Genomic DNA, 13,976 nt, shown 5'->3' on the forward strand with positions numbered 1-13,976 from the left:
TTTGCTCTCTGTTCCAGGGAGCGCGAATTATAGCGATTTGATTATCAGGTATCTATAACAAACTCATCTATTCAAGCTTAGTTCATCGAGTTTTATTTGGTTTGTAAAAATATCAATGCTCTATCGGCGATTTTCTGTCTAATTTCACCTTGAAAGCCTCATGGTTATAGATCGGTTCATGAAAAATGTCGCAATCTTAATACAAAGCATAAGCAATGGTGTGCTTATGTGGGGTAAAGCCTATAATCAAATTAGTGCATATTAAATGCAAAAGGCTGAGCTGCTCTGGAAATAGTTCTAAGTCGATAGGCTTATCGTTGACACAATCCATCTATAAAGAGGATCGGCAGGTCCCAACTGGAATGTCGCGAATTGACTGTGAATTTTGAGCCTTGGGCTAATTACAAAAAAGGGGCTAGGGTATGAGTGAATCTACGACAACAGTGCATCCAAAAATGCAAACGACTTCCAGTCTAACTCCTGTTATAGAGTGGTCTTACGATATTGATACTCGCGAGTTCGAATGTGATCAGCAAGGAATGGCAAAGGCATTTGGGATAAGTACGCCAGTAACCAGCCTAAATAACTTGTTTGATCATATGCTGATGGGGCAACAAGAAACGCTAAAACAACGAATTCTAGAAGTGGAACTATTTGGCGGACGGGGGCGGTTTTCTTGTTGCATGATGCTAAAAAACGTTAACTTAGTGCACGTGACTATTAGTTTTGAAAGGCTCAATAAGCGCATTATCCAAGGCACTATCATTCCACAATTAACAATCACTGGTTGCGAGGAGTTAGCGACAATCCTCGAAACGATTTTTGATTTGCCGAATGTAGGCGTTTTAGTTGCCGATGAAGATACGCGCATCTTAGGTTGTAACCGTGCCTTTGAGTTACAAATGGGTTATCAAAACCGAGATCTGGTTGGGCTTAAAACTCATATTTTCAGTACCTCTCACCATAGCCAAGCGTTTTATGATCAGCTGTGGCAGCAAATTAATGATGAAGGATGTTGGTGTGGTAACTTGCTGAGCAAAACAGCAAACGGTAGCAACCAAGCTCATCATCTTTGTATTTACCGACTTACGTTTCATTCTGGACGAATTCTTTATCTCGGATTTTCTACGGATATTTCTGCTTCGTTGTTGTGGATGAAAAATCGTTGTGAACAACAGCATGATTGGGCTGCCTTTTTACCAACGAGGAAAGAATTTGAACTCCAATTAGCTACCTTAGCGAATGAAAGCAGAAATAAAGAACTCAACATTGTTATGACACTCAGACCCAAGTTTTCGGAGAGATACTTGCTTGAACAGCAATTAGGTTTTGCAGATTTTATTATGCGAAGTCGCTACACCAGTATTGCGGGGCAGTTATCTCGGGATGTGTTTGTCGTATGCTTGCAGACCCCTCATTGTCAATGGTTGAGCCCGGTTCGTTTGATCCAAATTGCCATGAAAGGATTCTTTAATGAGCTTAGAAATGAAATGGGCACAAAAATGCATGCCACTATCGTTAAAGGCCAAACTGGTGTGTCAATCCTTGGCTATGATACGAACCGACCAAGACAAGCGCTAGCACATGCAGCGCAAGCGATGTTGTCCTCTATTTCCGGTGAAGGCAGCTATTTCAACTTTTACGACAGTGAACTTCACTCTGAATTAGTGAAGCGCCAACATCTCGAGGCGTTTTTGGAGGCGCAAATAGAGAGTGGACTAGTGGACGTTTACTTTCAACCGATTATCGACGTTCAAACCGGAAGCGTGGTTAAGTTCGAGGCCCTCGCACGCTTCTATGATGAAAATGATGCGTATTGTACGCAGAAGATGATAGCTATTATTGAAGATCTAGAACTCATAGCGGCACTTGATGATGTGGTCTGCCAAGCTGCATTGAAGCACTTTCCGCGCTTACAAGAAATTTATGGCGAGGAAGTGGGCGTGACCATCAATCGCTCCCTCAATACGAAATTGGATTCTCTTCAGATCCTTCAGCGGTCGCATGATTTGATTAAAGCCAGTGGTGTAGACCCTAAGCGAGTAACTATCGAGCTAACAGAAACCGCGTATTTTGAACAAGATGAGGAGCATACTCGAGCTCTAGAGGAAGTGCGGAAAGAGGGCATTGAGATCGCGATTGATGACTTCGGTACTGGGTATTCTTCTTTTTCTTATCTAGAAAAAGGGCAGTTTGATTTACTGAAAATAGACCGAAAATTCATCAAGAACATTCATAAAGGGAGCACCAGCTATAACATTGTGAAAATGGTCACCGAGCTTGCACAGCAAATGAATGTAAAAGTGGTTGCTGAAGGCGTGGAATCTAAGCAAGAACTTCAAGTATTGGCAGAAATCGGTGTCGATTACATGCAGGGCTTTCTATTTTCTGCTGCCGTGCCTGTCGATTTGATGGATAAAGCGGACAGTTATGAGCATCTGTTCTCTGACATCGCGATTGAGTCTAAGCAAAGTGATGTGTTGCAATCTTTGAGCCATGAACAAGTCAGGTCTATGGACCCTGGAGAACCGCTCTCCTTGGCAGTGGAGTACATGAATTTGAATCCAAGCTTGCCTTTAGTTGTTCTCAATGAAAATCGTTGTGTTGGGTTAATTACGAAAGAGACGGTGAATTTACACCTAACGCCCTCGATGGGCACAGAGCGAGAAACTGAACGAGAAAGCAGAATTTGGAAACGTTCTGTTAATCAGATAATGAGCACCGAATTTGTGTTGGTTGATGAGGATTTACCTGTCTCTGTTATTCGAGAGTTGGTTAAAACCGGCATTCGTTTCCCTTGGGTATTGTGTAATACCAAAGAAGAGTACCGTGGAGTTTTAACGCAGGAAGACGCGTTGAAGTATCTTGCTTCTCTGTGAATAAAATTGTCTTACCGTTTTAGCTCATTTGGGGGCCGACTTTCGGTGGTTTGGCGATAGTTGATTTGATATTATCGCACCCCAAAATGACTTTTGAGCGTGCATTCAACATGATTCAACAATTGCTGGTTACTTTCCCTCCGATGCTATTTGGCGCACAAGCGCTACTGACTTTGCTTCTAATAAAGGGCGATATTTGTCCTGGTCAGCGAGGACGTCTTCATAAAATGTTGCCAGCAGTAGCTGTATTGTGGCTCGCTGTTGCGTCACTTCGCATTGAAGCATTTATGATCGTGTTTGCTATTTTCTACTTCTATTCTCAGGTTCAAACCAAGAAAACGCGTGAAAAAGGGCCACTATGGGCGATGCATTTAGCGAATGGTTTGGCCTTTGCGTATGTGAGTATTCAAGTATTTGAGCAATCAAGCTGGCCAGCATCGATAGCGATGGCGCTAATGATATTTTTCCTTGGGGCGTCATTTTCTCAATTGCTGCTTACGATAGCTCGCAGCAGATTACAGGCATTTCACCGTATTTTACCAGTTACGGGCATTGTGTCTGGAATGCTATTAGTCATCGCAACGTTGTTTGCTTCTTACCAGTTAAATGAAGCCACACTAAACGCTGCAACACAGTCAATCTTGCTGTCTTTAGCTATGTTAATTTCTTCAATTATTGTGTGGTGTTGGCATATTTTTACGCATAAGAAACCAGAAAAGGTGCAACTGAGCGTTGCCTTGTTGCTAGCACTCGCGTCGATGACGAGCCTGCAAGGTTTATTCTCTCTCGCGGCTTAACCTCTATTCTAAAGACAAAGCTAGACGGCTTATATCCAAGTGCTTTCTTGGTGCTTGGGTATAAGGTGATCACGTTTTAGATCGCACTCACTTTAAATTCGCGTGATTACTACTACGCTTGTTTATATACCTTGTCGAAGAGGAGAGTCGCGATGGATTTAAGCAATGTAGGTAATCTGGACAGCACTATTTTGCTAGGTATCGTCAACGAAAAGCTACGTTTAGAGTGCGACAGTTTTGACGAGTTAGTATCAGTGTATGAGATGGATGTAGAGTCTGTAGTCGGCAAGCTTGATATGCTCGGTTATCAGTACGATCCATTGACTAACCAATTTAAAGCATATCAACGCTAAGCCTTTCATAACCCAAATCTTTTAAGCCACCTTGATTCCGTCAAGGTGGCTTTTACATTGTAGCCTCGCGGTTGCGAAAAAAGCTTGTAAGTAACGCTTTTCTTTCTCTGAGTGACGCGTTGCAGCAAACAAGCGACGCCATAAGCCTTGGCCGAAAGGTTTACTGGTAATAAGACCTTGGCGAGAAAATTCAGAAATCGCCCAATTGGGTAGTGCCGCCACCCCTAATCCAGCAGAGACCATCTGAACTAACATGAGAGTGTTGTCGGCTTGCTTCCATTTCGCAGGTTCTATTCCTGCTGGCTGAAGAAAGTGTTTTACGACGTCTAGCCTTTGTTTTTGAACCGGATAAGAGAGCATGGTTTGAGCTGCGAGATCTTGCGGATCAATAATTTCTTTTTCCGCCAATGGGTGGTTGGTTGCGGTAATTAAACGCATTTCAAAGTCGAATAGAGGCTCGTAGTGGACTTCGGATCGAGGTTGGATATCGGAAGTAATAACAAGATCGAGTTCGCCTGCCAATAGAGCTGGGAGTGGTTCAAAGCCAAAACCAGAGGAAAAGTCCAATGTTACGCTTGGCCAAGCAAGTTGGTACTCCCTAAGTGCAGGCATTAGCCATTGGAAGCAAGAGTGACATTCAATGGCCATATGTAATCGGCCATTGACGTCCTCTTTCAAGCTCGCTAAATCATTTTCTGCTCTTGCGAGTTTCGGAAGGATATCTTCTGCAAGACGCAATAGGATTTCTCCCTCTGAAGTGAACTTCACCGGACGAGTCTTTCTCAGGAACAGTTGCCCTCCAATTCGCGCCTCCAAATCTTTGATCTGATGAGACAGTGCCGACTGAGTGAGATGCAAAGCGGTCGCTGTCGCCGTTAGAGAGCCAGTGTCTCGAAGCGAAGTGAGTGTCCGCAAATGTTTTAGCTCTATCATGAATTCCTTTCATCCTTTGTTGCTCGCTATGAACAGAATAGCAATCGTGTAAATAACTTAACGACAAAAAATGGATATGTAAACGTCTAGACGTCTATTTGTTGTTTTTATTTGCGAATCATGTCGCTTCATGATGAATTTTTTTAATAAACAAGTTGAATAAATGGACGTTGTTCTAATATCAGATGAGAGCGATAGTTTAGCCATCCAGACATCTTATTCTTTACCGAAAGATGCTCTGATCCAAACAAATTGAACAAAATTGAGAAAGGAATAGGGACATGGCGACAACGACTCACATATTAGGTTATCCACGCATCGGTGAAAAACGAGAATTAAAATTCGCTCAGGAAAAATACTGGCGCGGAGAAATTGATCAAGCAGAGCTTAAAAAGGTTGGAGCAGATCTGCGCGCTAAAAACTGGCAAACGCAAACAGATGCTGGCTTGAGTTTTGCCACCGCTGGCGACTTCGCTTGGTACGATCATGTACTGACGACCACGTTGCTATTGGGTCATGTGCCAAAGCGTCACGCTGATGGTTTCCCTAACCTGGATACGTTGTTCAAAGTGGGTCGCGGTCAATCTCAGGCGGGTTGCAGCTGTGCGGGCGCTGCGGCATCGGATATGACCAAATGGTTCAACACAAACTACCATTACATTGTCCCTGAATTCAGCAAGGACGATACGTTTGAAGTGAGCTGGCCGCAACTGTTTGAAGAAGTCAACGAAGCGCTTCAAGCTGGCCACCAAGTGAAGCCTGTTTTGCTTGGCCCAGTCAGTTACCTTTACTTGGGCAAAGAGGTCGAAGAAGGGTTTGACCGCTTAACCCTGCTACCACGCTTACTTACTGCTTACCAAGCTATTTTGGCAAAGCTAGCAAGTCAAGGTGTTGAGTGGGTTCAGATTGATGAGCCAATTTTGTCACTGGAGCTAGAAAGCAAATGGGCTGATTCGTTTAAGCTGGCCTACCAAGTGATTCGAAGCGATGTAAAAGTGCTGCTAACGACGTACTTTGACTCCGTAAGCGATACGCTAGACAAAATTGTAGAGCTACCGGTGGATGGTTTGCATATCGATTTATCTGCCGCGCCTCAGCAGCTTGACGACGTGGTTGCCAAACTACCGGAGGGGTGGGTGCTGTCTGCTGGCGTGGTCAACGGTCGTAACGTGTGGCGTTCGGATTTAAGTGCCCAACTTGAACGTCTACAGCCAGTAAAAGAAAAACTGGGCGACAACCTTTGGGTTGCGAGCTCATGCTCTTTGCTACATAGCCCGGTTGATCTGGAACAGGAAACAGAACTCAGTGAGGAAGTGAAAAGCTGGTTTGCGTTCGCAAAACAAAAAGTAACAGAAGTCGCCTTGCTTGGCCGCGCACTCGATGGTGATCAAGATGCGATTCTCGCTTGTGATACCTACAGCCAGCCAATCAAAGCACGTAAAACGGCAACGCATGTGAATAAGCCACAAGTTCAAGCGCGTTTAAACAACATTACAGCGTCACTTGCCGAGCGCAGCGCACCTTACGCGGAGCGTGCTGCGCATCAAGCTGAAGTATTGGGCTTGCCTCTGTTGCCAACCACGACAATCGGTTCTTTCCCTCAAACGGGTGAAATTCGTGTTCAGCGCAGTGCTTATCGTACAGGTCAATTATCTGAGTCTGAATATATCCAAGCACTTAAAGGACATATTGCTGACGCAGTAAAACGTCAAGAGGCGCTCGACCTAGATGTGCTTGTTCATGGTGAAGCAGAGCGTAACGACATGGTGGAATACTTCGCTGAGAACTTGGCGGGTTTTCAAACGACCAAATTTGGTTGGGTACAGAGTTATGGCTCTCGCTGTGTGAAACCTGCCATTGTAGTTGCTGACATTGAACGTGAAAAACCGATCACGGTTGAATGGTCGACGTACGCCCAGTCGCTAACCAGCAAACAGATGAAAGGCATGTTGACTGGACCAGTTACGATTTTGTGTTGGACGTTCCCACGTGAAGACATCACACGTCAAGAAATTGCGCAGCAACTTGCTTTGGCACTGCGTGATGAGGTGTCTGACCTGCAAGATGCAGGCATCAATATCATTCAAATTGATGAGCCAGCCATTCGAGAAGGTTTACCACTCAAAAAACGCGATCACAAAGCGTACTTAGAATGGGCCGTAAATGCCTTTAAGGTCTCTGCGGCAAGTGCAAAACCAGAAACTCAGATTCACACTCATATGTGTTACAGCGAGTTCAATGAAATCATTGATTCGGTTGCGGCACTCGATGCGGACGTCATTACCATTGAAACATCTCGCTCAAATATGGAGCTGCTGAAAGCATTTGAAGAGTTCAATTACCCGAACGAAATTGGCCCTGGTGTTTATGACATTCACTCACCAAACATTCCTACGGAAGAATGGATTGAAGGTTTAATCAAGAAAGCGGCAGAAAAAATTCCGGCTCAACGTTTGTGGGTAAACCCAGATTGTGGTCTGAAAACACGAAACTGGAAGGAGACAGAAGCCGCATTGGCAAATCTGGTTTCAGCGGCGAAGAAGCTCCGTGCTGAGCTGGCGTAACACATCGTTACAGCAAATAAAAACGGAGACTGTGGTCTCCGTTTTTCTATTCTTAATTGTTAACTTTCGTTTTCAGATTATCCAATAATAGCGAATCATCGTCTCATGCCGAAAGCAACAAAAATTACTGTAGCTACTTCACCTGAGTACAAGTCTGTGCGGAAACCAACTCATCTGCCATCAACTGACCGCGAGAATTACGTACCTTAATACGATACATCAAGCCCATATCAATTTGCTTGCGAACTTCTGGGTTGCTGCAGTAGGTATAGATACTGGTATTCAGTACTTGATTTAACGGCTTTGCACCGAGTGCGCTATCGTTATAAATCATCATCATCTCTACAACATTTTTGTTGGATGAGACACGCATTATTTGCAGTGGACCGTACTCTAAAGGGAGGCCCGCAGACAAGACTCCTGCTCGGTTTGATGCCATAAGCTCAAGTTGGCGCTGATTATCATCGGTTGATGAACAGCCAGCCAGAGCACCAAATACCAAGAAAAGACACAGTAATTTTTTCATAAATTAAAACACTTTTTTGAACGGTTTCACGATTACATGATCGTAAACACCAGCCGCTACATAAGGATCGGCTTCTGCCCACGCTTTAGCATCCTCTAGAGAGGCGAATTCAGCGATGACAGTTGAGCCCGTAAATCCAGCTTCACCAGGATTGTCAGAATCTATCGCAGGCATCGGACCAGCTGTAAGAAGGCGACCTTCGTCTTGTAGCTTTTGTAAGCGACCCAAGTGTTGTGGGCGAACGCTCATGCGTTTTTCCAACGAGTTCTCAACGTCCTGTGAAAAGATGACATACCACATAGCATAGTTCCTTAATTGGTAGGGTAAAGTGTTAATTTAACGCCTTTTTTGTGTCTCTCACAAGTGAACAACAGAAAATGTGAGGTCCTTTCTAACTGTTAGCGTTGTAGGTTGACTAATTCTGAACCGGACGTGGTTTACCTTCACTGTCAATGGCTACGTAGTTGAAGGTCGCATCACAAACCATGAAGCGTTCGCCAACACCGTGAGCTTTGACGGGTTTGACCCATACTTCCAAATCGACACTCATGGATGTGCGGCCGATCTTAGTGCATTCGCCGTAGCAGCATACGACATCGCCCACACCAACAGGTTTTTTGAACGTAATGCTTGATACCGAAACGGTGACAACGCGACCACAAGAGATCTCTTTTGCCAGAATCGCGCCTGCTAAGTCGAGCTGAGACATTATCCAACCGCCAAAAATATCGCCATTGGCGTTTGTATCTGCAGGCATTGCAAGGGTACGAAGCAGCATTTGACCTTTCGGAGAGCTAATTTCTTGACTCATTGTGACATCCTAAATCTTAAAGGCGCTCAAACTAAGCGCCAACATAGTAAATACCTAGAACCAAAGGTCCTTAAAAAACCGCAGATACCGGACCAGAGAAAGTTGGTTTACAGCAGCAAGAATGGTCTGAAAACGGTACGTTGTTTGAGCGGTTTACTGATACATGGAGCAAAACAGCGACCCTAAGGTCGCTGTGAAGTCGCGGATTATAGCAAAACTGAGTTTTTAATCATCAGTGGACACATCGGATGAGTTATTTTTTTGTTCTTTTGGCATGTGTTTATAAATGTAAAAGCCAGTCGCAATCATGTAAGCAAATGTCGCGATCAACATTCCAAATACTTTGAAGTTAACCCAAACATCCAACGGCAATTCGTAAGCAATATAAATGTTTAGGCCAGCGAAGAATGAGAAGAAGCCAACCCAAGCCCAGTTAATCTTTGCCCAAACAGCGTCAGGTAACGTAATTTCCTTGCCTAGCATACCTTTGATGGCTGATTTTCCCAATGCGTGGCTCACTGCTAAGCCAATCGCCAGAATCGCGTAAATGATGGTGACTTTCCACTTTATAAAATTGTCGTCGTGGAAGAAAAGGGTCATGCCGCCGAAGATAGTGACGATAACAAATGTTACTAGCTGCATCTTTTCGACTTTCTTATACAGCGCATAGGTGACGACAAGCTGAATGGCTGTTGCTACGATCAGTGCACCTGTCGCCACGTAGATGTCGTACAGCTTGTATAAAGCGAAGAAAACGATGAGTGGTATAAAGTCTAGGATCTGCTTCATGATGGCAAAATCTACCTAATTGTTGAATTGAAGACAGTCTAACGGAATCTGACAAGATGTGAATACTGAGGAAGTTAAGGTAAGAATAGTAACGCTTAGTATATCGTACAGCCCGCAAGCTTCTTCCACGTCGAAACAGCAAATGGAAGGAATAAAAATTGCCGCGTGAAGCGGCAATAGAGTTGAGAGTTTTAAACCTTAAGCCACACGTTGATATTGGGAAATAAGCGTTTTTACATCTTCTAAATAGCCTTCCCGCAGTAAGTTATCGACCGTTGCTTCTAGCTCTTCGAGAGACATCGTGAAGCAAGTGGATTTACCAGTCATCAGGGTCAGATATTGATGATACTCTTCTTCTGTATAGTGGCCTAAGCGATCAAGTAACAGTGTTTTGATTCCATGATGAATCAAGCCGTAGTATGTATGTCGATGAAGTAACATGGCGATCTCCTTATCAAGCTCATACGCTACTCATTTGCAGCCTGCTTGACCTTCTGGATAATTCGATTTACTCCAATAATGCACATCTAGTGCCAATTCTATATTTGCAAATTAAAAAGTGTTGGAAGGTGCAAAATTCTCGTTCTGTAACCATCTTTGGATGACGACTTGAAGTGCATTTAACGTGGTGGGCTTTTCGAGCCTGTCATCCATGAGTGTCGAAATTAGCTCCAACTCTCTAGCTCCAGACTCACCAGATAAGGCAATGATTGGAACGGAGGATGTGATTTGCTTAATCCGTTGGCTGGCGTCAAATCCATTCATTACCGGCATTTGGACATCCATAAGAACGAGATCAATCTTGTGAGAGTGGAATAGTTCTACCGCAGAGGCTCCATTATTTGCTTGTAAGCTGTTGACTCCCAATCTTTTTAAATACATCTGTACCAAGGTGCGTTGCACCTCTTTGTCATCTACAATGAGCACTGTTGGTGCATCTTTACATACTTGTACGTGTTGAGCTGAATGATTTTCAGAATGTGATGCAGTTGCTTTCCAGCTATCAAAGTCCGGTGCTCTTAATGTCTCTGGTTTTGGTGCGTTTGGTACGACTGGGAAATACAAGTAGAATTCTGTGAACTCGTTCAATTCAGACTGGCACTCTATTCGTCCTCCGAAGGAGCGCATAACACGTTGGCAATAGCCCAAACCTAAGCCACTGCCTCCGCTTTTTTGATACGAGAAAAAGTCATCAAATATCTTGTGTAAGATACTGCTATCTATACCTGGCCCACTATCTCGGAAGATCAGAATGTTTTCGTAAGCCCCCGTCTGGGTACGAATCTCAATTTGACTGTCGGGATAAGAATCAAAATAGTAGATAGCGTTACGAATCAAATTGAAAATGACAAAGTTAAACAGGGTCTCATTTAACTTCGCGACAAAATCGTGTGCCTGTGGCAGGTTAATTCTCTCTATTATTTGATCGTTTTCAAAACCATAACGGCTTACTGCTTGGTCGATGGCTTTATGTATGGAAGTGAGAGCTAAAGGCTCATGCTCTGGTGAACTGTCGCTAACTTCTCGTAAAATAATATCGATAAGTTGTCTACCGCGTTGTATAGCGGCTTCACCTTTATCAATTTCTCTTTTTAGCGTATCCAGTGAGGCGTTTGACTCTATATGCTGTTTTAAAGCTTCAAATTGTAATTGTACTTGAGCGAGAGGGTTACGCATTTCATGTGCAATGGAGTTAGCCAGCGCACGGCTTTGGCGTACCTTTCTATCGGCTTCAATGGTGCTCTGGATGCGAACTAATAACGTTTGCAGAGCTGAGATTTCTTCATTAGAAAACAGCTTATTATCTATTTTATGTGAAGAAATTAGTAAGTGAGTAACAGACTTTCCACGACCGAAGAGAGGCATAACGAGCGCAGTATTGCTTGAGCGCATGCGCTCGTAGAGCTTTCTCATCGACCCTTTAGAAGAGGAGGCATAATCAATTTCTTCAGACAACTCATCTAGCACGAGAACTGACTTGCTTGACGGCAGGTACTCTTCGTAAAACGTTTCTGTGTAATTGCTAGTGACTAGCTGTAGCTTGTTGTTTGGTATGTTAAGTAACGATGCCAACTGACGCATAGCATCATCTATTGAGCGTTTAAACTCTTCCTCTAACCCAAGGATTTGCTGAACGGGAGTGTGTCGTTTCCCATAAATAAAATACGAAGCGAAACGACTGACTCGCTTAAAAAGCAAGTGCCAAGTGATACCGATAAGCGCGCATAAAGGTACCGCAACAAGCCATTGGTTATCTTCAGAGATAGGAATAAATATCGCCCCTAGCGGCAGAACAAAAATGGCGCAGACTAAGAGCGCGCTTACCGTTAAGTACGTGAGATATTTAGCGCTGTAGAAGCGAGAGGTAAGTAGGGCATAGCCCACAAACAACATTTCGCTGATTGAAAGTGCTGGTGGTAACCAAGTTAGGGAGAAGTCGCCAAGGAAATACGTCATTCCAAGGTGTATCACTGCCGTAGATAACATGAATACCAAAATGCCAGCGATCATATAGTTGCTTTTTGCTAGCGTGAGCTTGCTGCTGTTAGCGCGCATGGCAATCAAGTTAAGCAGCGTTAGTACCACGAAAGCTAGCAAACTAATGAAAAAATATGAGGTATGTGGGCCAAATTCAATGACGAACTGGCTTGGACCACTAATGGTGACATTTTCGACAGTAAGATTCGGCACTAAGTTGATGTACAGTGAATACGTTGCTAGTGCGACAAAGACGACTTTTTGCCAGACTTTGACCGCTGTTTTTTTAACATCTGCGGTTAACTGGCAAGAAAAATAGAATGCAAACGCAAAGGCGAAAAAAGACGCTAAGTTCGCTAACTTAGCCATAAAAATGCCACCAACAGAGCCTAATTCTGGCAATAAATCGGTATGGAAATAGGCGTTGCTGCTTATCCAAACAATGATACAGCTGGAATAAGCGATGTAAGGCGCGTGATGCGAGCCTAAGATTGATTCACTCTTCTGTTTTAGGCGATAGCAGTAATACAGTAGCCAAGCGAATACTATTAGTACAGTCGCGTACAATGCCATTGCTTTTGGGTAAAAGAGACCGTGCAAATGAACATCAAGCATGCTCATTCACCTTTTTATCCATTCTTTTTGTTCGTACGCAATGTTTGTAGTCGCGAAATTGTATGTCTTGAAATGCTTCAACCATCATACCTAAATTCCAGAAACCGCGGTATGTCTTGGTACCGTCACCGTTAATGTCGCGGTATCCTGAGTGAAAGTAGGCACTTAAATCAATAGATTGATAGAAATTTAACATAAACACTTGCTCAATAATGGTAAAGCCGAGCTTATAGCCTGCTTTATAGAGCTCGCTCATCATAGTTTTTTGCGCCAGATACAAAAAATACAGCTTTTGTTGAATGTTGCCTCCCACCGTAAGACGCAGTACTTCGCAAACCGCTTCAGTGTTCTTTACATGAGATTGAAACTGAGCATCAAACCCAACAAGAGTGTGCTCATGAGTTAGAGCACGACACTCCAAAATACCCAGTTGATTGAGAACACTGTACCCATGATTAGGAAAGCAAAACTGCCATTGTTCGTTACTAAACTGTGGTGAGTAACTGAGCCAGTTATTTCGTTGATGCCAGCTTTGCACTAAAGCGGAGGAGACCATGATTGGTGAAGATGACGATTTGAGCAAGAGGGCAAAGTGCTGCCCTTTTTGCGAGAGTGATAAAAGAGGCAAGATTTCAAACCATTGTTCAGTTTGGACGAAAAGTTCAAGATTACTCAGTGTGATCGCTTCGGAAATCGGCATTAACGCTGCATGATTTGGCAGCATTACCTCAAGATCGCAATCTGCGATATCTTCAATTAACACGCTAGTATAGCTGTGGTCGTCAAACGGAAGCGGAGTAGGAATCGCAGCTTCGTTTGAAGGATATTTTTGCTTGATTGCTTCGATCTCGCATTGACACCAGAAAACCATCCAATGCGGGTAACAATCTGCGGCAAGTTGTTCAAGTAAACGAATCTCTTTGGAGAAACCTGTCGGATACTGTTGCACTAAATCTCGATAATCCATTAACTCAAATAGTGCAGAAAGACTTTTTGATGCGTGTTTAGGAAAGAGAGATTTAAGCAGTTTTATTCGATACAGAGCAACCTGTTGAAAAAGAGCATCTCGTTTTTGTTTCGTTAGGGTAAGAATAACTGAGTCAACCAGGGCCTGCTGCTTTGATTCGATCGGCAAATTTATTTTGGTGAGATATTCCAAAGATTGCTCAAGACTCATGATATAACCTAGCTCTAACGTTTTGTTATATTTTGTAATGGTTTATATCATTTT

At 43.6% G+C, this 13,976-nt stretch carries 12 protein-coding genes; 4 read left to right on the plus strand and 8 right to left on the minus strand.

Features of this window, described 5'->3' with window-relative positions; translation table 11 throughout:
* Nucleotides 1–422 precede the first annotated feature (422 nt).
* The 3 genes from R7E51_RS15240 to R7E51_RS15250 all read left to right on the plus strand — a co-directional run bounded on the left by R7E51_RS15240 (nt 423) and on the right by R7E51_RS15250 (nt 4,029).
* Nucleotides 423–2,879, plus strand: coding sequence for a sensor domain-containing phosphodiesterase (locus tag R7E51_RS15240; RefSeq protein ID WP_206957911.1), 2,457 nt, complete (start codon nt 423–425; stop codon nt 2,877–2,879).
* Nucleotides 2,880–2,965: 86 nt separating this feature from the next.
* Nucleotides 2,966–3,676: a hypothetical protein gene (locus R7E51_RS15245; RefSeq protein ID WP_206957909.1), complete on the plus strand. Its 711-nt coding sequence runs from the start codon at nt 2,966–2,968 to the stop codon at nt 3,674–3,676.
* A 152-nt stretch (nt 3,677–3,828) separates the two neighbouring features.
* Nucleotides 3,829–4,029: a DUF4250 domain-containing protein gene (locus tag R7E51_RS15250; RefSeq protein WP_005376762.1), complete on the plus strand. Its 201-nt coding sequence runs from the start codon at nt 3,829–3,831 to the stop codon at nt 4,027–4,029.
* Nucleotides 4,030–4,050: 21 nt separating this feature from the next.
* Here the strand turns inward: R7E51_RS15250 and metR are convergent, their stop codons facing one another.
* Entirely contained in the window at nt 4,051–4,962 is a 912-nt protein-coding gene (gene metR, locus R7E51_RS15255) for an HTH-type transcriptional regulator MetR (protein WP_206957907.1), read from the minus strand.
* A gap of 281 nt (nt 4,963–5,243) precedes the next feature.
* On the opposite strand from metR, the gene metE reads away from it, so the two are divergent.
* Complete coding sequence (gene metE, locus R7E51_RS15260; RefSeq protein ID WP_206957906.1) at nt 5,244–7,526, plus strand: 5-methyltetrahydropteroyltriglutamate--homocysteine S-methyltransferase; 2,283 nt, start codon at nt 5,244–5,246, stop codon at nt 7,524–7,526.
* A 133-nt stretch (nt 7,527–7,659) separates the two neighbouring features.
* Here the strand turns inward: metE and R7E51_RS15265 are convergent, their stop codons facing one another.
* The 7 genes from R7E51_RS15265 to R7E51_RS15295 form a co-directional block, all read right to left on the minus strand.
* A complete protein-coding gene (locus R7E51_RS15265; RefSeq protein ID WP_054574761.1) occupies nt 7,660–8,052 on the minus strand; it encodes a GspS/AspS pilotin family protein in 393 nt (130 codons plus the stop codon).
* Between the two features lie 3 nt (nt 8,053–8,055).
* Nucleotides 8,056–8,352, minus strand: a complete 297-nt coding sequence (locus R7E51_RS15270; RefSeq protein WP_017634695.1) for a YciI family protein — start codon at nt 8,350–8,352, stop codon at nt 8,056–8,058.
* Between the two features lie 115 nt (nt 8,353–8,467).
* Complete coding sequence (gene yciA / locus R7E51_RS15275) at nt 8,468–8,863, minus strand: acyl-CoA thioester hydrolase YciA (RefSeq protein WP_005376768.1); 396 nt, start codon at nt 8,861–8,863, stop codon at nt 8,468–8,470.
* 225 nt (nt 8,864–9,088) lie between these two features.
* Nucleotides 9,089–9,652, minus strand: coding sequence for a septation protein A (locus R7E51_RS15280; protein WP_206957905.1), 564 nt, complete (start codon nt 9,650–9,652; stop codon nt 9,089–9,091).
* A 198-nt stretch (nt 9,653–9,850) separates the two neighbouring features.
* Entirely contained in the window at nt 9,851–10,093 is a 243-nt protein-coding gene (locus tag R7E51_RS15285; protein WP_017634694.1) for a hypothetical protein, read from the minus strand.
* A gap of 111 nt (nt 10,094–10,204) precedes the next feature.
* A complete protein-coding gene (gene luxN / locus R7E51_RS15290) occupies nt 10,205–12,745 on the minus strand; it encodes a quorum-sensing autoinducer 1 sensor kinase/phosphatase LuxN (RefSeq protein WP_206957904.1) in 2,541 nt (846 codons plus the stop codon).
* Nucleotides 12,738–13,922 carry an acyl-homoserine-lactone synthase gene (locus tag R7E51_RS15295; protein WP_206957903.1) on the minus strand — a complete coding sequence of 395 codons (1,185 nt, stop codon included), beginning with the start codon at nt 13,920–13,922 and terminating at the stop codon, nt 12,738–12,740. The genes luxN and R7E51_RS15295 overlap by 8 nt, the downstream gene beginning before the upstream one ends.
* Between the last annotated feature and the right edge of the window lie 54 nt (nt 13,923–13,976).

The organism is Vibrio sp. Vb1166, assembly GCF_033338695.1.
GTDB classification, from domain to species: domain Bacteria; phylum Pseudomonadota; class Gammaproteobacteria; order Enterobacterales; family Vibrionaceae; genus Vibrio; species Vibrio alginolyticus.

Coding starts and splice junctions, on each gene's coding strand:
- R7E51_RS15295 (WP_206957903.1), bottom strand. CDS start 13,922: ATGAGTCTTGAGCAATCTTTGGAATATCTCACCAAAATAAATTTGCCG.
- R7E51_RS15265 (WP_054574761.1), bottom strand. CDS start 8,052: ATGAAAAAATTACTGTGTCTTTTCTTGGTATTTGGTGCTCTGGCTGGC.
- R7E51_RS15245 (WP_206957909.1), top strand. CDS start 2,966: ATGACTTTTGAGCGTGCATTCAACATGATTCAACAATTGCTGGTTACT.
- R7E51_RS15250 (WP_005376762.1), top strand. CDS start 3,829: ATGGATTTAAGCAATGTAGGTAATCTGGACAGCACTATTTTGCTAGGT.
- R7E51_RS15240 (WP_206957911.1), top strand. CDS start 423: ATGAGTGAATCTACGACAACAGTGCATCCAAAAATGCAAACGACTTCC.
- metE (WP_206957906.1), top strand. CDS start 5,244: ATGGCGACAACGACTCACATATTAGGTTATCCACGCATCGGTGAAAAA.
- luxN (WP_206957904.1), bottom strand. CDS start 12,745: ATGCTTGATGTTCATTTGCACGGTCTCTTTTACCCAAAAGCAATGGCA.
- R7E51_RS15285 (WP_017634694.1), bottom strand. CDS start 10,093: ATGTTACTTCATCGACATACATACTACGGCTTGATTCATCATGGAATC.
- yciA (WP_005376768.1), bottom strand. CDS start 8,863: ATGAGTCAAGAAATTAGCTCTCCGAAAGGTCAAATGCTGCTTCGTACC.
- R7E51_RS15280 (WP_206957905.1), bottom strand. CDS start 9,652: ATGAAGCAGATCCTAGACTTTATACCACTCATCGTTTTCTTCGCTTTA.
- metR (WP_206957907.1), bottom strand. CDS start 4,962: ATGATAGAGCTAAAACATTTGCGGACACTCACTTCGCTTCGAGACACT.
- R7E51_RS15270 (WP_017634695.1), bottom strand. CDS start 8,352: ATGTGGTATGTCATCTTTTCACAGGACGTTGAGAACTCGTTGGAAAAA.